At 69.9% G+C, this 17,466-nt stretch carries 17 protein-coding genes; 10 read left to right on the top strand and 7 right to left on the bottom strand.

The genetic code is table 11. From position 1 onward, the window contains the following. Nucleotides 1-148 precede the first annotated feature (148 nt). From LZ495_RS14070 to LZ495_RS14050, 5 genes are all read right to left on the bottom strand, one after another. Nucleotides 149-2,050, bottom strand: a complete 1,902-nt coding sequence (locus LZ495_RS14070) for an FtsX-like permease family protein (protein WP_235052497.1) — start codon at nucleotides 2,048-2,050, stop codon at nucleotides 149-151. Between the two features lie 72 nt (nucleotides 2,051-2,122). Continuing rightward, entirely contained in the window at nucleotides 2,123-2,725 is a 603-nt protein-coding gene (locus LZ495_RS45455) for a DUF6518 family protein (protein ID WP_235052496.1), read from the bottom strand. A gap of 59 nt (nucleotides 2,726-2,784) precedes the next feature. Then, the gene (locus LZ495_RS44825) at nucleotides 2,785-3,024 is read right to left on the bottom strand and encodes a lactococcin 972 family bacteriocin (protein WP_235052495.1); all 240 of its coding nucleotides are present in this window, start codon (nucleotides 3,022-3,024) and stop codon (nucleotides 2,785-2,787) included. A gap of 288 nt (nucleotides 3,025-3,312) precedes the next feature. Further along, nucleotides 3,313-3,528, bottom strand: coding sequence for a type II toxin-antitoxin system VapB family antitoxin (locus LZ495_RS14055; RefSeq protein WP_235052494.1), 216 nt, complete (start codon nucleotides 3,526-3,528; stop codon nucleotides 3,313-3,315). A 126-nt stretch (nucleotides 3,529-3,654) separates the two neighbouring features. Beyond that, complete coding sequence (locus LZ495_RS14050) at nucleotides 3,655-4,431, bottom strand: enoyl-CoA hydratase/isomerase family protein (RefSeq protein ID WP_235052493.1); 777 nt, start codon at nucleotides 4,429-4,431, stop codon at nucleotides 3,655-3,657. A 161-nt stretch (nucleotides 4,432-4,592) separates the two neighbouring features. Here LZ495_RS14050 and LZ495_RS14045 point away from each other — a divergent pair, with 161 nt between their 5' ends. The 6 genes from LZ495_RS14045 (at nucleotide 4,593) to LZ495_RS14020 (ending at nucleotide 10,444) form a co-directional block, all read left to right on the top strand. Continuing rightward, nucleotides 4,593-6,221 carry a FadD3 family acyl-CoA ligase gene (locus LZ495_RS14045; protein WP_235052492.1) on the top strand — a complete coding sequence of 543 codons (1,629 nt, stop codon included), beginning with the start codon at nucleotides 4,593-4,595 and terminating at the stop codon, nucleotides 6,219-6,221. Nucleotides 6,222-6,567: 346 nt separating this feature from the next. Continuing rightward, nucleotides 6,568-7,101 (top strand): excalibur calcium-binding domain-containing protein, encoded by a 534-nt coding sequence (locus tag LZ495_RS14040; RefSeq protein WP_235052491.1) that lies wholly within the window; start codon nucleotides 6,568-6,570, stop codon nucleotides 7,099-7,101. 174 nt (nucleotides 7,102-7,275) lie between these two features. Next, a complete protein-coding gene (locus tag LZ495_RS14035; protein ID WP_235052490.1) occupies nucleotides 7,276-8,277 on the top strand; it encodes a D-alanyl-D-alanine carboxypeptidase family protein in 1,002 nt (333 codons plus the stop codon). Between the two features lie 147 nt (nucleotides 8,278-8,424). Then, complete coding sequence (locus LZ495_RS14030) at nucleotides 8,425-8,730, top strand: hypothetical protein (RefSeq protein WP_235052489.1); 306 nt, start codon at nucleotides 8,425-8,427, stop codon at nucleotides 8,728-8,730. Nucleotides 8,731-8,732: 2 nt separating this feature from the next. Further along, nucleotides 8,733-9,857, top strand: coding sequence for a DUF6973 domain-containing protein (locus LZ495_RS14025; RefSeq protein WP_235052488.1), 1,125 nt, complete (start codon nucleotides 8,733-8,735; stop codon nucleotides 9,855-9,857). Between the two features lie 95 nt (nucleotides 9,858-9,952). Beyond that, on the top strand, nucleotides 9,953-10,444 hold the full coding sequence (locus LZ495_RS14020) for a hypothetical protein (RefSeq protein WP_235052487.1): 492 nt from the start codon (nucleotides 9,953-9,955) through the stop codon (nucleotides 10,442-10,444). A gap of 11 nt (nucleotides 10,445-10,455) precedes the next feature. Here LZ495_RS14020 and LZ495_RS14015 read toward each other — a convergent pair whose 3' ends face one another. Next, complete coding sequence (locus tag LZ495_RS14015) at nucleotides 10,456-11,280, bottom strand: hypothetical protein (protein WP_235052486.1); 825 nt, start codon at nucleotides 11,278-11,280, stop codon at nucleotides 10,456-10,458. Nucleotides 11,281-11,501: 221 nt separating this feature from the next. Between LZ495_RS14015 and LZ495_RS14010 the strand changes: the two genes are divergently transcribed. Both LZ495_RS14010 and LZ495_RS14005 read left to right on the top strand, forming a co-directional pair. Continuing rightward, nucleotides 11,502-12,071, top strand: coding sequence for a DUF4365 domain-containing protein (locus tag LZ495_RS14010; RefSeq protein ID WP_235052485.1), 570 nt, complete (start codon nucleotides 11,502-11,504; stop codon nucleotides 12,069-12,071). Continuing rightward, complete coding sequence (locus LZ495_RS14005) at nucleotides 12,068-13,279, top strand: hypothetical protein (protein ID WP_235052484.1); 1,212 nt, start codon at nucleotides 12,068-12,070, stop codon at nucleotides 13,277-13,279. The genes LZ495_RS14010 and LZ495_RS14005 overlap by 4 nt, the downstream gene beginning before the upstream one ends. 102 nt (nucleotides 13,280-13,381) lie before the next feature. On the opposite strand, the gene LZ495_RS14000 is transcribed toward LZ495_RS14005, so the two are convergent. Beyond that, nucleotides 13,382-14,215 carry an enoyl-CoA hydratase/isomerase family protein gene (locus LZ495_RS14000; RefSeq protein ID WP_235052483.1) on the bottom strand — a complete coding sequence of 278 codons (834 nt, stop codon included), beginning with the start codon at nucleotides 14,213-14,215 and terminating at the stop codon, nucleotides 13,382-13,384. Nucleotides 14,216-14,322: 107 nt separating this feature from the next. Here LZ495_RS14000 and LZ495_RS13995 point away from each other — a divergent pair, with 107 nt between their 5' ends. Together LZ495_RS13995 and LZ495_RS13990 are read left to right on the top strand one after the other, a co-directional pair. Next, entirely contained in the window at nucleotides 14,323-15,273 is a 951-nt protein-coding gene (locus tag LZ495_RS13995; RefSeq protein ID WP_235052482.1) for a TIGR03619 family F420-dependent LLM class oxidoreductase, read from the top strand. A gap of 228 nt (nucleotides 15,274-15,501) precedes the next feature. Then, on the top strand, nucleotides 15,502-17,250 hold the full coding sequence (locus LZ495_RS13990; protein WP_235052481.1) for an N-acyl-D-amino-acid deacylase family protein: 1,749 nt from the start codon (nucleotides 15,502-15,504) through the stop codon (nucleotides 17,248-17,250). Nucleotides 17,251-17,466: the final 216 nt, after the last annotated feature.

Below are 17,466 nucleotides of genomic sequence, written 5' to 3'. Positions count from 1 at the left end.
GGGCGGCATGGTCCACCCTCCCCGTTGGGGGTGTGCCCTCCCCCCCCCCCACCGGGGAGGTGTGCGGCCAGGCGTCCCGACAACGCCCGGCCGCACGTCTGTGCGTCCCGGAGGACACGCTCCGGGTCAGCCCCGGGTCAGCCCCGGGTCAGCCCCGGGTCGCGGCGGACATCTCGCCCGCGGAGCGCCGCAGCGTCACCGAGGCCGCTGCCACTCCCGCCGGCACCGCGACCGCCGCGCAGGCCGCCGCGATCAGCGCGATCGCACCCCACGGCACCGTCAGGCCGATCGGGCCGACCAGCAGTAGCAGCGCCAGCCACAGCGGCCCGAGCGTGGCGGCTGCGGCAACTCCGGCCAGCAGCAGGCCCAGCGCCACCATGAGCACCGACTCCAGCGCCGCCGTACGCAGCACCTGCGCCCGCGTGGCACCGGCCAGCCGCAGCGCGCGCCAGGCCGGGGCCTGGTCGGCCGCGGAGGCCGCCGCCGTGTTGGCGATGGCGAAGGCGGCGTACAGCAGGACGATGCCCAGGACGACGTACACCGCATTGCGCCGGCGTTCCTCGACCTCCGGGCCCTGGCCGCCGCGCGCCCACTCCTTCTTGGTCTGCACGGTCACGCCGTGCCGCGCGGCCGCCTCCCGTACCGCCTGCTCCGCCGCCGCGGCTGCGGCGGGCTCCTCCGGCAGGTCGACGAAAGCCGCGAACGCCCTCCCGCCCGCCGGGGCATGACGGGACGTCAGCAGCAGCGGAGTGCCGCCCATGCCCTCTTTCACGGTTGCCGTGATGCGCAGCTCGTGCCGTGCGCCGTCGGGAAGCCGGACCGCCAGCATGCCGCCGACGTCGGGCCGGGCCCAGTCGTCGGTGACCACGACGGTGTCGTCGGCGAGGGCTTCGAGCTGCCCGCCGACCAGCGGCAGGTTCATGGTGCGAGCCAGGTCACGGGGGTCGAGCGTCCAGGCCTTGGCATTGATCCACACGTCGCCCGGGGCGAGGAGCTTGATGTCCGTCGGGACCGGCGCGGCCACGGCGGTGCCGGGCACCGTGCGCAGGTCGTCCACAGCTTGTGGATCAAGGGCGCCGTCCCGCGCGGTGACGACCAGTTCGGCGTTCAGCCGGTCGGCCGCATCGCGCGCCCCGGCGTCCTCCGCGCTGTCGGTGCCGCCCAAGAGCCCTGTCGCGAGTGCCACCGCCATCAGCACCGGAGCCACCGTCGCGGCGGTCCGCCGGGGCGTGGACGCTGCGCCGCAGCGGGCGAGTTCGAGTGCCACGGGCTCGCGGCGGCCGACCAGTCGGCCCAGGGCCCGCAGCGGCGGCCCGACCAGGACCGGTGCGAGCAGGGCGACGCCGGGCACGATCAGCATCGGCGCCAGAGTGCGGTGCTTGCGGTGGACCGCCTCCCCGGGCGTGACCACCGCCGTCCACAGGAGGAACCCGAAAGCCGCCGCCAGCACCAGCGCACCGATCCAGATCCGGACCCGCGACCCGCCTGCACTGTCCAGCGACGCCTGCCGCAGCGCCTCGACCGGCCGTACCCCGGACGCCTGCCGGGCGGCCACCGACGCGCCCGCCAGGGCCACCGCGACCCCGACCGCGAAGGCGGTGTACAGCGGCCACATCGCGTCCCGCAGCGTCAGCCACTCCGGCGCGAGGCCGGCATTGCCGAGCCAGTCCACGAACGGCCCCGCGGCCGCCCGTCCGAGCACGCAGCCGAGAACCCCGGCCGGCACCGACACGGCCAGCGCCTCGCGCATCACGATCCGGCGCACCTGGCGGGGCGTCGCCCCGATGCTGCGCAGCAGCGCGAACTCCCGGCGCCGCCGGGCCACCGCGAACGAGAACGTCGACGCGACCACGAAGACCGCCGCGAAGGTGGTGGTGCCGACTGCCGTACCGGTCAGCGCGTTCGTCGTGACCAGCGCGTCGCTGTCGTCACCGCAGCCGTCGGCGGTCGCCGACGAGGCCAGTGCCAGCAGCATCATCGCCACGATCGCGACCCCGAACACCAAGGTCGCGAAGCTGCCGGCCAGGTCTGCGTACCGTCGTTTCCCCATGCCGAAGAGTCAACCGGCCGGGGGTATTTCGACGGCATGGTGCGATCGCCCCGACCGGGTGTAGGGCCAGCCCTACCCCGGGACCCGCCGGGCCGTCGCGACCCACGCGGCCAGGCAGACCATCACGGCGACCGCCGTCCACTCGACGGCAGTCCAGGTCGCCGCCGCCACCGGCGGCTGCAACGAGGCCTCGGTACGCAGCCGCATCGACGACTCGACGACGGCCACCGCGGGCACCAGGAGCAGGGCGGGCAGGGTACGGAATCCTCCGCGGCGCGCCGCATGCCCGGCGATTCCCAGGACGGGGCCGAAAAGGCAGGCCGGCCCGAGCCACATCAGCATGTTCGAAAAGAGCTCACCGTACGAGAAATAGGTGGTCGCTCCTGAAGCATCGGACATGTCGACGGTGACGAAGTCGCCGTACTGGGATTTCGTCAGGTAATACGAAATCACCGCCACGCACAGGGCTGCGGTCGCCGTGCCGGCGGCCCTGATCCGCGACTCGTGGAGCAAGCCGGCGCAGAACGCGAGAGCCGCCCACGCCCACCCGGCACTCAGGACGAGATGCGCCGCGTGGCCTGGCGTACCGCCGACCCTGGCGGCGAGCGGGGCGGCGACTCCCAGCGCCGCCCCCGCCGCGAGTACGGCCGGAAAACGAAAATGTGGAGATAGCACGAGGCGCCGGAATTCCCCTATGTCGCAACCCGAAAGGCGGGCCGCGATCCTACCGCTGCTCAGTACACCGCCCAGTACGCGTAACACGTGTGGGCGGCACCGGCCGTCACCGAGGCCTTGGACCACGCGCCGGGCTTCGCGTACCCCTTGTCGTTTCCGCTGGCCATGATCGCCGTGGAGGAATGGTCCTTCTTCGGATGGACGTAATTGGAGTAGCAGCTCTTGTTCAGCGAATCCGCCGACGCAGTCCCGTGGTTCCAGGTCCCGCCGCCCACATCCTCGACAATCCGCGGAGCCACCGCCGAGCGCCCCCTCCCGTCGCCCAGAGGCACAGCGACGACACCCCACTGCGTGGGCCTCTCCCCATGCGGCCCGACCAGAAAGCCAGGGGCCCCCTGGCCATCGGGCGAGGGCTCCGCAAAGGCAGCGGGCCCCACGAACAGGAAGGCCGGCAGCGCGGCAAAGGCAACGAGAGCGGCACGTAGCCGCGGACGACTGGTCACGAATAGGGGATAGCACCCACAGCCAACCAACCGGTGCATCTTCACTCGCAAGGCGGCGCGCCGACGCTCGTGCGCAGGTTGCGGTCAGCTCCGGTAATTCCGTTTGTCGCTCAGGTGCTCCATGTCGATGGCGCCGTCGGCGGCCATCTGCCGGAGCTGCGCCATCGCGTGGCGGCGGAGCTGGTAGGCGGCGACTGTCCGCAGTGCTTCGTTCACCGTGCCGTCCGGGGTCTCGGTGCCCAGCAGGGCCATGGCCTCGGCCAGAACTGCGTCGTCGACCTCGACTTCGATCCTGCTCATGAGCCTCTTTCGTTGCCTCCGGATTGCAGTCGAGGCGTTACATAACGTGTCCATCGAGCAACGCCAGAACGGCAAGAGCGGGCGATCGGCGGTTGATCGCCCGCTCTTGCCGGTTTCGCCTCACCGCTAGCGGATGCGGTACTCCTTGCTGCGCTGCTGGAACAGGCCCGCCTGCTCGGACCAGTCCAGGTTGCCCAGGGTGATCATGTGCGGGGCCATCGTCAGGGCCTGGGCGCGGGTCATGTCGCGGGCCGCCCAGATGGAGCGGACCGAGCCCTCGACGCCGTGCGGCGGGTAGGACGCGATGACCTCGGCCGCCCACTTCGCGGTCTCGTGCAGGTCGGCGGCGGGCACGACCTGGGAGACCAGGCCGGTCTCGTACGCGCGCTGCGCGCTCATGCGCTCGGCGTTGCCCAGCAGGGTCAGGCGCATGACCTCGCCCAGCGGCATCCGCTGCGCGAGGTGCATCGACTCGAAGCCGGAGACCATGCCGTACGTGGTGTGCGGGTCGAAGAACGTGGCCTCCTCGGCGGCGATGATGAACTCGCACTCGCCGAGCAGGTAGAACGCGCCGCCGCAGGCCATGCCGTTGACCGCGACAATGACCGGCTTCCACAGGTCGGAGAACTTCGGCCCGATCTTCAGCATCGGGTCGTCCATCATGTACGGCGACTTCGGCTGCGGAATGTCGACGGAACGGTCGATACCGGTACAAAAAGCCTTGTCGCCCGCCCCGGTGAGGACGATCACACGCACGTCGTCGTCGTGCCGGAGTTCACGCCACAGGGTGTGGAGCTCCTCGATCATCACCAGGTCGAACGCGTTGTGCCGGTCGGGCCGGTTCAGGGTGACCCAGGCGACGCCGTCGGCCTGTTCGTACCCCAGCGTGTCGAACTTGCGCATGCTGCCATCCTCCGTATCGGCCCCGCGAACCGGCCGGGACGCGTCCCGGCGTGGTGTCGGTCTCCCGGTCGGCTGCTTCCCTCGCCGCCCTGATCTGACGTACCGTCAGGTCAGACTAGCAACGGCACTGGCGGCCACCGTCGGACCTCTCAGGAGCGATCATGCAGGGTGATCTCGAGTGGGGCAGCATTCCCGCTCTCGTCGACAGCGCGGCCGAGCGCTTCGGTGACCGCGAGGCCGTCGTGGACGGCGTCGTGCGCGTCACCTTCGCCGAGCTGCGCGACCGGGTGCGCGCCGCGGCCGCCGCGGCCATCGCGGCCGGCGTCGAGAAGGGCGACCGGGTCGCGGTCTGGGCCCCGAACTCGCGCGACTGGATCACCGCCGCGCTCGGCGCACTGGCCGCGGGCGGCGTCATCGTCCCGATGAACACCCGCTACAAGGGCGCCGAGGCGCAGTACGTCCTGGAGAAGACCCGCGCCAAGCTGCTCTTCGTCTCCGGCACCTTCCTGGGCGCCTCGTACGTCGCGATGCTGCGCTCCTCGGCCGGCGAGGGCGTCCCCGGGCAGCCGTTCGCCGCGCTGCCGCACCTGAAGACCGCGGTCGTGCTCGCCGACAGCGCACCCGACACGTGCACGACCTGGGCCGACTTCCTGGCGGCCGGCGAGTCCGTCTCCGCCGAGGCGGCCGCCGAGCGCGCCGCGTCGGTGAACGGCGACGACTACGGCGACATCATCTTCACCTCGGGGACGACCGGCCGCCCCAAGGGCGTCATGACCACGCACGGCCAGTCGCTGCGCGTGTTCGAGGCCTGGTCGAGCACCGTCGGCCTCACCGCGGGCGACCGCTACCTGATCGTCAACCCGTTCTTCCACACCTTCGGCTACAAGGCCGGCATCCTGGCGAGCCTGATCCAGGGCGCCACGATGATCCCGCAGGCCGTCTTCGACGTGGACGCCACACTCGCGCAGATCCAGGCCGAGAAGGTCACCGTCCTGCCGGGCGCGCCGACCATCTACACGTCCCTGCTCGACTCCGGCACGCGCGGCAAGTACGACCTGTCGTCGCTGCGCCTCGCGGTCACCGGCGCGGCCTCCGTGCCGCTTTCGCTCGTCACCCGGATGAGCACCGACCTCGGCTTCGACACCGTCCTCACCGCGTACGGCCTGACCGAGTCCTGCGGCACGGTCAGCATGTGCCGCCAGGGCGACCCCGCCGAGATCATCGCGGCCACCTCGGGCCGCGCCATCGACGGCGTCGAGCTGATCACCGTGGACGAGGCCGGCAAGCCCACCGCACCGGGCGAGGCGGGCGAGGTCTGGGTGCGCGGCTACAACATCATGAAGGGCTACTTCGAGGACCCGGAGGAGACCGCCAAGGCGGTCGACGCGGACGGCTGGCTGCACACCGGCGACGTCGGCATCCTCGACGAGCAGGGCAACCTGCGCATCACCGACCGCATCAAGGACATGTACATCGTGGGCGGCTTCAACGCCTACCCGGCCGAGATCGAGTCGGTCCTCGCCGGGCACCCCGCGGTGTCCGAGGCCGCGGTCATCGGCGTCCCGGACGCCCGCATGGGCGAGGTCGGCAAGGCGTACCTGCTGCTGCGCGCGGGCGAGACGGTGACTCCCGACGAGATCATCGACTTCTGCCGCAAGGAGATGGCGAACTACAAGGTGCCACGGTACGTCGAGATCGTCACCGAGTTCCCGCGCAACCCGACCGGCAAGGTCATGAAGTTCGAACTCCGCGCCCAGGCCGCCGAGGAGTTCGCCGCCCAGGCCAAGTGACTTGCCGCTGCTGCCGTCCCCTCTTCGAGGGACGGCAGCAGCGCTCGTCGCGGCGGCGGCCCGGGTTGTCCCGTACCGGCCGGAGGCGCACGCTGGAAAGAGCGGACGCCCGGAAAGCCGCGAATCCGCAACCCCCGCCCGGGCCTGGCCTGTTCCCGGACGTCCCGCCTCCCGGCGAGGCGCGGCACGGGTGACGGTTGTGCCGGGAGTGACGGACATGCACCACCGAGCCGTTTGGGTACTTGCGATCCTTCTCTCCGGGGCAGGCGGGGCCGTCGCCGGTTGTGGAGGCGAAAAGGGTGCATCGACTTCGGGTTCGCCGCCGCCATCCGAGGTCACCGCGACGGTGACGCGGACCGAGACCGCCACGGCCACCGAGACGAGTACCCCGCCACCACCTGTGGCCACGTCCTCGGCCGCCGCGGCGGATCCGGTGCGCGTGCTCGACGCCTACTTCGATGCCGTCAACGCGCGCGACTACGCGAGGGCGTGGGCGCTGGGCGGACGGACCTTTGCTGCCACGTACGAGCAGTTCGTCGCCGACCACGCGACCAAAGCGCACTACGAACTGACCGTGCTCGGCATCGGCGGCGGAGTCGTCCGGGCGGCCATGGACGTCACCCAGACCGACGGGAGCCACCGCTACTACGAGGGCACGTACACCGTCCTGGGCGGCGCGATCGCCGGGACGACGATGCGCGAGGTGGGGCGGTCCGTGCCGAGCACCGTGCCTACGCAGGCTTCGCCGAAGTACAGCAACTGCGACGAGGTGCGCGCCGCCGGAGCGGCACCGATCTTCAGGGGGCAACCCGGCTACGGCGGGCATCTCGACCGGGACGGCGACGGGATCGCGTGCGAGCTGCCGCCGGTCGGGGAGTGACGCCTTCACAGCATGAGGCCGGGGCTTGGTCCCGAACATGATCATCCAGATATGAAGTGGTTCAGGACCAACGTCCCTGCGCGCCGGAGCCCTTGGGCCCGGCCGGCAACGCTGTGACAAAACCGCCGACATTTCGAGCAATTGCGGGGTCATGCGGCTGGCACTTTGAATTCCATGCACAGTCGCCAGAGCCGTACGAGCCGCCTGACCCGCTCCTCCCGCGCCGCTGCCGCCGCACTCGCCGCGGTGCTCGCGGTGGGGGCCGCCGCGGGGTGCTCGACGTCCTCGACGCCGCGTGCCGCTGCGGTCACGCCGGCCGGAGCGGGCACCTCGGCTCCGCCGACCACGCCCGCACCGCCCAAGCTCACCCCGCAGTGGCCGGCCGGCGGCCAGGCGGCTCTGCTCGTCGACGGCCTCGGCATCAGCGAGGCGAACGGCCCGGTCACTCCGGTCCCGATAGCCAGCGTCACCAAGGTGATGACCGCGTACGCCTTCCTCAAGGCGCAGCCGCTGGCCGCGGACGCCTCCGGCCCGACGTACACGATCTCCGCCGAGGAGGCCGCGGCGTACGGCACGCGCGTGGCCCGCTTCGAGAGCCTGGCCAAGGTGACCGCCGGCGAGAAGTTCACCCAACGCCGGGCGCTGGAAGCCCTCATGGTCGTCTCCGCGAACAACATCGCCCACGAGATCGCCCGCTGGGTCGACGGCGGCGATGCGAAGTTCGTGGAGCGCATGAACGGCATCGCGCGCGAACTCGGCATGAAGGACACCACTTACACGGACCCGAGCGGCTTCGACCCCACCACCAGGAGCACCGCCGCCGACCAGGCCAAACTGTTCGCCGCCGCGATGAAGGACCCGGCGTTCAGGCAGATCGTCGCCACGGCATCCATCAAGGAGCCCGGCACTCCCGAGCCCCGCCCCAACGGCAACACCCTCCTCGGCAAGGACGGCGTCATCGGCGGCAAGACCGGCTTCACCACCCCGGCCGGCGCCAACCTCGTCTTCGCCGCCGAACGCGAAATCGAGGGCGTACGCCGCCTCGTCATCGCCGCAGTCATCAACCAGCGCCCCGCCGAGGGCACCACCGCCGAAGGCGTCACCCCGGCCCTGGAATCGGCGCGCGCCCTCATCACCTCGATCGGCACAGCGGACGCCCCGGCGCCCACCCGGTGATCCGGCTCTGCCGCCCGCCCCGATCCGCGATGCGTGCAGGGATCCGTCCATCCGGTTGCCGCCTGTCCTACTCTTGGAGCAAGACGCCTGAGGCAAAGGTGAGTTGATAGCCAAAGCAGCATTTCCAGATCGGATGACGGGGGTCATATGTCCGACGGATTCAGCGTTCCACCCGACGAGTTGAAGGCAGGGAAGACCAAGATCGACGATGCCTCACTCATCGTCCGGACGACCGGTGTGGGCATCTCCACCGCCGGCACCGCCAAGACCGGCACCGCACGTGCGCAGACGACGCTGGACCGGGAACGGAACCGGCTGAGCGAAGTGTTCCGCGCGCTGGCGAACCGCATGGACGGCATCGCCGGGACCCTGGCCGCGAACGCCGAGGCGTACGCGTATGCCGACGAACAGCGGCGCGTGCAGTCGCAAATCATCCGAGACGCGCTGGGGTGACCATGGCCGACGTCCAGGAAATCGTCCCCGGGGACCCGGTCGGCCTGCGCGCCCTCGCGGACAAGGCTTTCATGGAGGCCGTGCAGAGCGGCTACGCGGGGCAACACCTCACTGCGGTACAGCAGTCGACCGCCGCATGGCAGGGAACCTCCGCGGCTGGCTTCCGCGAGTCCTTGACCGCGGCACAGCGCCGACTCGACGACATCATGGCCCAGGTGGGGCACTTCACCCAGACGCTCAACGACTACGCGCAAGGAATCGAGGGCGCACAGCGCAGCGCGTACGAGTGCCTCGACATCGCGGCCCGGCTCGGGGCGCCCTGGCAGACGGTGCAGAAGGCTGCGTTCGATGCGGCCGTCATGGAGACGATCCCGCCCGGCAAGGGACCCGCGAGCGAGGCCGAACTGCGTTATCGGGCCGAGCAGGTCGAGCAGTTCTTCACCGTGTTCAACCAGGCCAAGATCGCCGCGCTGGCCGCCGAAAACGCCTTCATGAACGCGATGAAGCTCCCGCCCTCGGAGATCGCCGAGAGCTATCAGGTCCCGGACGATCCTCGCCAGAGCGAGGCCTACGAGGGGACCCTCTTCGAGGAGCACCTCCTCCCGGGTGCCGACGTCAAACGGCCCGGTACCGAGCAGGACATGTTCACCAAGCTGAGCACCCAGGACCAGATCGTCTTCCAGATCATCGCCAACAAGGCCTGGGAAGAATGCCGGAACCGGTTCCCGGACCAGGGTGAACTCGACGGCCACGCCGATGCGTTCCGGCACACTTACTGGAACGTGATGCTCTCACGGTACTTCGGCAATGAATGGGCCGAAAAGTACACCACGGCACACGAGTTGACCGCGGACAAGAATCCGGGCATACAGACTGCGGAGTCGATGGACCTCTACAACAACCAAGTGGGCCGCTCCATCGCGATCGAGTCCAAGGGCGTGCCGTACGACGACCTGGCGGACAAGGTCGAGGCTGCGGTGCGCTCCGGCCGCACGGTCGTCATGGACGGGAACGGCAACCTTCAGTACAGCGACCAGGTGGCACCTGGGCAGACGTACCTGCCTGATCGCGAACCGGTGACGAAGTCCTACGACCCGCCGCGGGACATATGGCTGCCGAACACGTGAGTACGGAGACGGGCGCGGAACCGCCGCAGCGGCGACGGCGGCGGGGAGCACGGTTCGCACGCGAAGCCATCCGAGCCGTCGCATGGGTGGTCGGCGTGCCGCTGGCCGTCGTACTCGTGCTGTACGCGGCCTACGGAGACTTCCGCACATTCGTGAACCGCCAGATCACGGGCGACACGGACAGGGGCTTCCACGACCGCGCCTACGCCGGCCTCTGCAAGGACGGATCACTGCGGCTCGCGGACGCCGCGAAGTTCGCGTGGGACGAGGTCTATTTCTACGCGGACGAAGAATGGCTGGTGGCCAGATTCGGCGAGGCGGCACGCGTCCCGTCGTCGTCCGAAAACCCGCCACCCGCCTACGTCTTCGTACGCGACGGCCGCGTCGTCCGCATCTTCACGGTGACCGGCCCCCTCATCTTCGAGGGCGGCAACCGACCCTGGCCCCGCAACGTCCACATCGAGTTCACCGGCCCCCCGACCCCGGAACGCGCCGCAGCCACACTCGAAGCCCACGAAGGCCCAGGCCTCCCGGTCCCACCCGGCCTGGTGACCGAAGGCTGCGCCGCCATCGACACCTTCCGCTGACCTGCACACGCTCAGCCCACAGGAACGCTCATCCCCAACGCCGCGGCAAGTGCCAGATGTTGCTCCCGCGAGACGCCGAGCGCCAGGGCAATTCCATTCCGGGCGCTCCGCCGCGTATCGCAAACGAGAATCGCCGGCGGCGCCTCCGCAGTCCCACCCGAAACCGCAGACGGCTCAGGCACTCGCCACGTGGTCGGCTGCCAGGCCCCGACGAGCAGTCCTTCGGCCATGGCCGGCGCGATCACCTCGGGGACGCCGACGTGCCGCAGCGCCTCGGTCACGATCCCGGCGGCCTCGTCCGGCACCTCGCTGTCTCCGAGGGCCGGGATCAGCAGCAGAAGGCGCTCGTGCGGGTCGTGCAGACCCTCCGCGGCGAGGTCCGGCGTCCGTGCGATGTGCAGGAGTTCGCGCCAGGCGAGTCCGGGGCCGGCGTTGTGGCCGTCGAGGGTGGCCAGAAAGCCGTACTGGTGCCAATCCGCATGGACGACCAGCCAGTCCATCGTGGCCTCGCCAGGCATGTTGCCCCAGTGCACCTGGACCGAGTGCCCGCCGCCGAAGGGCACCCGTATCACCGGCCACCGATCGCCGTCCCTCAGCGCGCTCTCCGCAGCGTCCTCGACGTCGAGGCCCAGCCAATGGAACTCCGGATGGCACGCGCGCGGATCTGCAAAGTAGTTGAGGTGGTTCGCCCAGAACCCCGGCAGCGAAGCGACCAGATCCTCGGCGAAGGACACCGGCGGCTCGAAGTCGTCGTCCTCGTAAGGGTCGTCCTCGTCGCGGTAGTCCCACGAGCACGCGTCATCGGCCCCAAGAGACTGGTCATCACGTATCGGCACCCCCACACCCTGGCACCCCGCACCCACACAGCTCTTTGCAGGTGATCTGGTGCGCACAGGCCCTGCTGTCCGTTCCGCACGCTCGCGCCAGTCCGCTGGCTTCGAACACTGCATCTCGATCGCGTTACGTAAGCACGCATTCGCCACGAGTGATCGCCATGGCTTACTAGGTTCCGGGCGTAGCCCAAGCGGGTGGTTGTCCAAGGCGAGTTGGGGGCATCGTGAGCGCGGCCGCAGGTGCGGGTGAAGGCGTCGGTCCTGACGACTTGGTCGACGGGCAGTTGCCGATCACCGCCCGCGAGGAGCACTTCAGTCTCGCGTTCCTGCGCATGATCGTTTACGAGGCGGGGTGCTCGATCAAGACCCACGAGACGGACTACGACGGCGTCGACGTGACCATCGTTTCGTCGGCTCGCTACGACCGTTGGATCGCGCCGCAGTTCGAGTTGCAGATGAAGTGCACGACGCAGCGCAACTACCTCAAGGCCGACCACATGGCATGGCGGATGAAGGCCAAGCCCTTCCGCAAGCTCACCAATGGTCCGCGCTACGTCCCGGCCTACTTGGGTGTCCTGGTCATCCCGGAGGCTCCGGAGCCTTGGCTGTCCGTGGACGATGACCGGCTGATGACGAAGAGCCGGATGTATTGGCAGGCAGCGTCGGAAATCGCGACGTCCGATGAACTAGGCGATACTCGGACAGTCCATTTGCCGCGGGGCAACCTCTTTGAACGTGACCAGCTGCTCGGCATCATGAGGGCCATCGGCGATGACGAGGGAGGGGCCAGGTGACTGCAGCGAGTCGAGCCGGCTTCCGCGACGCGGCCGCATCGCTGACGCCCCCCGCCGTCGCGCAGTTTCTGGCGGCGCACGACTGGGAACTGGAGACGCGCCAGGAACGAATCAAGGAGATCTGGCGCTCACCGGAAGCCGAAGGTCGGCATGTCGAACGGATCATGTTGCCCCTGGCGACCGAGTATGTGGACTACCGCCAGAGATTCACGGACACACTGACTGCGCTGGGGCACATCCACGACTGGGACGCAGCGGAGCTGCTGGAGCGCATTGCCGCGACTCGCGCGGACCTGTTCCACGTTCGCCTGGACCAGCCGATGACGGACGGCACGATCCCCTTCCAGCAGGCAGAGAGCACCCTGCAAGCCCTGCTCAAGCTGCTGAAAGCTGCGGCGACCAGCGCGGCTGCCCCCGGACATTCTCATCGGGGCCGACGTCCGGCTGCGGTGTCGGACTTTCTGGAGGACGGCGTACGTCTCGGCCACACAAAGCGCGGCAGCTTCGTCTTCACCGTTGTGACCCGCCTGGGCGAGCCGGTCCCGATCGCTGCGGAATCCGGGCAGCCGGCTTTCCCTCGCCGCGTGATGGAGACCTTGGCCCACGGGCTGGAGACGACGAAGCGGCTGGCCTCCGCATGGGACGAGGCGATGCTCGCCGAAGCGGCGGACCAGGGGCTCAGCGCGGCGATGGTCGAAGCCGTCGAGGACATGGTCCAGCCTGACTCGCTGCGGTCGATGGATCTGTCCTTCGACTGGGCAGTGGCCGAGCCCAAGCCAAGTGTCGGACTCGCGCCGATCCTGCTGGACCGCGATACCAAAGCCGGACTGCCGCGCGTGCGTGAGCGTTTGGTAAGGCAAGAGGAACCACCCCGTCGGGAAACGGTGGTGGGCGTAGTCAAGGCGCTCGCTCGCGAGGATTCGGTGCCCGGCGCACCCGGCGAAGAGGTGGCCACCGTGACGCTCATGGCCGAAATCGGCGGCCGTACGCGCAGCGTGCACGTGACCTTGGCCGGGCAGGACCACCAGTGGGCGATCGAGGCGTACAGCCTGAAGGTTCCCTTGACCGTGAGCGGTGACCTGGCGTTTGAGCGCCGGGCTTGGCGGCTCACAGGCGACGTACAGGTCGACCCCAGTTTCCTGCGCTATTTGTCGGCGGCACAGCAAGGTGAGTCGGCGGCTGTGGACTCGGACTCGAGCGTCGAATGAGACGCGGAAGCGAGGAGCTTCCGCGCCCAGTCGGGCTTGCCAGCCCCACGGCCGCCCGACCGGGCGGCCGCGGGGCTCTTCGTCGTTTGGCTCGTGTGGGAGCTACTTGCCCTCGAAGGTGGCCTGGCGCTTTTGGGCCTTGGCGGTGTAGCCCTCGGTGATGTCTTCGGAGGCGAGGGTTACTGCGGCGGTCATGGCGGTCTGGGCGAGGGCGGTGTCGAGGGCGGCGTCGGCGTAGGAGTCGATGCTGCGCTTGATGCCCTGGACGGCGAGGGGGGCGTTGGCGGCTATGTCGGTGGCGACCGAGAGTGCGGTCTTGTCGAGGTCGTCGCGGGGGACGACGAGTTGGACGAGGTTGAGGCGCTCGGCGGTGGGGGCGTCGATGCGGCGGCCGGTGAGGGCGAGGTATTTGGCCCAGCCGGCGCCGGCCTCGCGGGCGATGCGCATGTCGCCGCCGGCGTCGACGGCGACGCCGAGCTGGGCTTCGGGGAGGGCGAAGACGGCGTCGTCGGCGGCGATGCGGATGTCGGCGAGCAGGGCGAGTTCGAAACCGAAGCCGAGGGCGTAGCCCTGGACGGAGGCGACGATGGGCTGGGGGAGCCGGGCGAAGGCGCGGAAGCGCTCGTGGACCCAGCGGAGGCCCTCGTAGTAGTTGCGGGTGCGCTCGGCGCCGGAGCGGCCGGTGATGTTGCCGCCGGGGGCGGTGACGTCGATGCCGGCGCAGAAGGCGCGGCCCTCGGCGCGCAGGAGGACGACGCGGATTTCCGGGTCGAAGCGGATGCGGTCGGCCATGATGCCGAGCTGCCGGCTGGACTCCCAGCTCCACCCGTTCAGCTTCTCGGGGCGGCAGAGCGTGACAGTGCCTATGCCGTCCGCGACGTGCAGGCTCATGCGCTCCTGGCCTGCCTCGATGCTCGGATCGGTGGTGTTGATCACGTGCCTGTCCCCTCGGTCGGCGCCCGATCGGTCTTGTCTGACGGTGCGTTAGATCGGAGTATGTGACCGGTCTTCAGATGACACAAGGTGAGACAAGGGAGTCCCCGATGGCCGCGATCCTGCCCCCCGGCGTCCTGCACTACGGCATGCAGCTGCCGATCCAGTCGCAGAGCAAGATCTACGCCGAGGCGTGGGAGGAGAACGCCGGCCCCGACGACCTGGCCGCCATCGCCCAGGCCTGCGACCGCGGCGGCTTCGCCTACATCGCGGTCTGCGACCACACCGCCATCCCGCGCAGCCACGCCCCGATGATGGGCACCGAGTGGTGGGACACCATGACCACGCTCGGCTGGCTGGCCGGCATCACCACCAACGTGCGCCTGGTCAGCCACGTGGCGATCCTGGCTTACCGCCACCCGCTGATGACCGCGAAGGCGTTCGCGACGCTGGACGTGATCTCCAAGGGCCGCGCGATCATCGGCGCCGGGGCCGGCCACGTCGAGGCCGAGTTCGAGATGCTCGGCCTGGACTTCAAGGACCGCGGTCCGGCGCTCAACGAGTCGCTGGAGCTGCTCGACCTCGCGCTGCGCGAGGAGTTCGTGACGTACGAGGGCAAGCGCTTCAAGGTCGAGGACATGGGCCAGCGCCCCCGCCCGGTGCAGGGCCCGCGCCCGCCGATCTGGATCGGCGGCTCGGCCGGCCCCGCCCTCAAGCGCGTCGCGCGGCTCGCGGACGGCTGGCTCCCGCAGGGCAGCCCCCGGGCGACCTACCCGGACCAGGTCGCCGAGCTGCGCCGCCTGCGCGAGGAGTGCGGCCGCGGCGACGAGCGCATGGACATCGGCGCGATCACCGAGATGCTCTACGTCGGCACCCCGGACTGGGAGGTCGGCGACCACACGCTGTCCGGCAGCCCGGAGAAGATCGCCGAGTCGCTGCGCTGGTACGGCGAGCAGGGCGCCAACCAGATCCAGATCCGCTTCCGCAACCGCACGCTGCAGGAGCTGCTCGACCAGATCGAGGCGTTCTCGACGCAGGTCGCGCCGCTGCTGAACAAGTAGCCGAAGGACCGGCGGGGCGCCGGTCGACACGTGGCGAGTGGGGCCCGGGAACGGCCCTGAATCGAGTTAGGCATGCCTAAGGTGAGTTTCAACTCACGACCCCGGGCCCCTCGCCATCCGCGGAATCTGACGTACCATCAGGAAATCGCGGTTCGATGCCCCCGTCACCGTGGGAAACACCAGCACCGCCAGGCATCGCAGGCATCTCAGCAGTAGGGAGTCCGGGTCATGCTCGACCACCTCATCACCGGAGCCACCGTCGTCGACGGAACGGGATCGCCCTCATTCCGGGGTGACGTGGGCATCCGGGACGGCCGCATCGTCGCCGTGGGCCCGGCCGGCAGCATCACCGAGGAAGCCGCATCCACCGAGGACGCGACCGGCCTGGTGCTCGCGCCCGGTTTCGTCGACCCGCACACGCACTACGACGCGCAGCTGCACTGGGACGCCTACGCGACCCCCTCCGCCAACCACGGCGTCACCACCATCGTGGGCGGCAACTGCGGCTTCACCCTCGCCCCGCTCAAGGCCGAGGACGCCGACTACACCCGCCGCATGATGGCCAAGGTCGAGGGCATGGCCCTCCCGGCCCTCGAGAACGGCATCGACTGGTCCTGGGAGACCTTCTCCGAGTACCTGGACAAGCTCGACGGCAGCATCGGCGTCAACGCCGCCTTCATGGCCGGCCACTGCGCGATCCGCCGCTACGTCATGGGCCCGGACTCGGTCGGCAAGGAGGCCTCGCCCGAGCAGATCGCGGGCATGGTCGCCGAGCTGAAGAAGGCCATGGAGGCCGGTGCGCTCGGCTTCTCCACCGGCCGCGCCAGCCACACCGACGGCGACGGCGCGCCCGTCCCGTCGCGCCACGCGACCCCGGAAGAGGTCCTCGCGCTGTGCGCCGAGGTCGGCCGCCACGAGGGCACCCAGCTCGAGGTCATCGTCGCGGGCTGCAACGACGAGTTCACCGACGAGGAGATCGACCTCCTCACCCAGATGACGGTCACCGCCGGACGCCCGATGAACTGGAACGTCCTCACCGTCGACTCCGCCGCGCCGACCCGCGTGCCGCGCCAGATCTACGCCTCCGAGAAGGCCGCCGAGGCGGGCGGCAAGATCGTCATCCTCACCCTCCCGGTGCTGGTGCCGATGAACATGTCGCTGCTGACCTACTGCGCGCTGAACCTCATGCCCGGCGAGTGGGGCCCGACCCTGTCGCTGCCGGTCCCGGAGCGCATCGCCGCGCTGCGCGACAAGGGCCTGCAGGAGCGCCTCGTCGCCGCGGCCACCAGCCCGGAGGCCGGCGTCTTCCGCCGCCTGTCGGACTTCGGCCGCTACGTCATCGGCGACGTCTACTCCGAGGCCAACGAGGGCCTGTCCGGCCGCCAGGTCGCGGACATCGCCGCCGAGCGCGGCCAGGACGACTTCGAGACGCTGGTCGAGATCTGCGCGAACGACGACCTGCGCACGGTGCTGTGGCCGATGCCGACCGACAACGACCAGGCCTCGTGGGACCTCCGCCAGGAGACCTGGACGAACGAGCACGTCATCCTGGGCGGTTCGGACGCCGGTGCGCACCTGGACCGCATGTGCGGTGCCACCTACACCACCCGCTTCCTGGGCGACACGCTGCGCGGCCGCAAGCTCGTCTCGCTCGAGCGCGCGGTGCAGATGCTCACCCAGGACCCGGCCAAGCTGTTCGGCCTCAAGGACCGCGGCACCATCGCCGAGGGCAACCACGCCGACCTGGTGCTGTTCGACCCGGAGACGGTCAACTCCGGCCCGGCGCGCCTGATGCACGACCTGCCGGGCGACAGCCCGCGCCTGACCGCCGAGTCCGAGGGCATCGTCTCGGTCCGCGTCAACGGCGTGGAGACCATCCGCGACGGCCAGACGGTCGGCGCGACGGCGGGCAAGGTCCTGCGGTCCGGCCGCGACACGTACACCGTCGAGCCGGCTTCGCTGACCTTCGGCGGCTGACCCGTCAGGACCCCCTGAGCAGACGCATTTCCGAGGGCCCGGTCGCACTGTGCGACCGGGCCCTCGGCGTGTTCCGGGCGTGTTGCGGAAGTGTCTCCGGAGCCGCGGCGTGATGTGCGACACCAGTCGACATACCGGCGCGAGGGCGCGCCTACAGTTGGTCCGTTCGGGACCAAATCTCCTGGACGCACCGGAAGAAGAGCACGACAGCGAGGG

The organism is Yinghuangia soli (assembly GCF_021502675.1).
In the GTDB taxonomy this organism is placed as follows: domain Bacteria; phylum Actinomycetota; class Actinomycetes; order Streptomycetales; family Streptomycetaceae; genus Yinghuangia; species Yinghuangia soli.
The sequence above is the reverse complement of the archived record's forward strand: the minus strand, read 5'-3'. Positions and strand labels throughout refer to the sequence as shown.

What these genes read in the sequence shown, in the direction of transcription:
- LZ495_RS14070 (WP_235052497.1), bottom strand. Translation starts at nt 2,050, where the DNA reads ATGGGGAAACGACGGTACGCAGACCTGGCCGGCAGCTTCGCGACCTTG.
- LZ495_RS14055 (WP_235052494.1), bottom strand. Translation starts at nt 3,528, where the DNA reads ATGAGCAGGATCGAAGTCGAGGTCGACGACGCAGTTCTGGCCGAGGCC.
- LZ495_RS14050 (WP_235052493.1), bottom strand. Translation starts at nt 4,431, where the DNA reads ATGCGCAAGTTCGACACGCTGGGGTACGAACAGGCCGACGGCGTCGCC.
- LZ495_RS14045 (WP_235052492.1), top strand. Translation starts at nt 4,593, where the DNA reads ATGCAGGGTGATCTCGAGTGGGGCAGCATTCCCGCTCTCGTCGACAGC.
- LZ495_RS14035 (WP_235052490.1), top strand. Translation starts at nt 7,276, where the DNA reads ATGCACAGTCGCCAGAGCCGTACGAGCCGCCTGACCCGCTCCTCCCGC.
- LZ495_RS14030 (WP_235052489.1), top strand. Translation starts at nt 8,425, where the DNA reads ATGTCCGACGGATTCAGCGTTCCACCCGACGAGTTGAAGGCAGGGAAG.
- LZ495_RS14025 (WP_235052488.1), top strand. Translation starts at nt 8,733, where the DNA reads ATGGCCGACGTCCAGGAAATCGTCCCCGGGGACCCGGTCGGCCTGCGC.
- LZ495_RS13995 (WP_235052482.1), top strand. Translation starts at nt 14,323, where the DNA reads ATGGCCGCGATCCTGCCCCCCGGCGTCCTGCACTACGGCATGCAGCTG.
- LZ495_RS13990 (WP_235052481.1), top strand. Translation starts at nt 15,502, where the DNA reads ATGCTCGACCACCTCATCACCGGAGCCACCGTCGTCGACGGAACGGGA.